This window comes from Lentzea aerocolonigenes, assembly GCF_000955955.1.
GTDB lineage: Bacteria > Actinomycetota > Actinomycetes > Mycobacteriales > Pseudonocardiaceae > Lentzea > Lentzea aerocolonigenes_A.
Map to the genome: position 1 here is coordinate 1 of NZ_JYJG01000107.1, position 711 is coordinate 711.

The window sequence follows — 711 nt, forward strand, 5'->3', positions numbered from 1 at the left end:
GAGATGAAGCTCAAGGGCGTCAACCTGCACCACGACCTCGGTGCGCTCGGCTCCGCGGTCTCGTCCGACGCGATCGTCCGCCAGCTGCGGATCATGAAGAGCATGGGCGTGAACGCTGTCCGCACCTCGCACAACCCGCCCTCGCCGGAGTTCGTCAGGGCCTGCGAGGAGATGGGCATCCTGCTGCTGGTCGAGGCGTTCGACACCTGGCGGACGCAGAAGGTGAAGTACGACTACGGCCGGTTCTTCGACGTCAACAGCGGTGCCGACCTCCGCGAGATGGTGCACGCGGCCAAGAACTCGCCGTCCGTGGTGATGTGGTCCATCGGCAACGAGATCCCCGACTCCAGCTCGGCCGCGGGTCCGCCGATCGCCCGCCGTCTCATCGACGAGGTGCGCGCCATCGACACCACCCGCCCGATCGTGATGGGCACCGACCGGTACCGCTCCGTTCCCGCTCCCGGCTCGCCGCAGGACCAGATCCTGCAGATGCTCGACGGCCTGGGCGTGAACTACAACAACGCCTCCTCGATCGACGGCCTGCACGCCCGTTACCCCACCAAGTTCTTCTTCGAGGGTGAGTCGTCGTCCTCCACCTCGACCCGCGGCTATTACCAGGATCCCGACCAGCTCAACACCGGGGAGAACTACACCCCGGGCAAGCGGAACACGTCCTCCTACGACAACAACCTGGAGACGTGGACGTACAGC

General features: G+C 65.8%; 1 protein-coding gene. It reads left to right on the plus strand.

What is annotated here, in order from left to right:
* Positions 1–711 (plus strand): glycoside hydrolase family 2 TIM barrel-domain containing protein (locus UK23_RS17045; protein ID WP_045312529.1); only part of this gene is annotated, 711 nt, incomplete at both ends.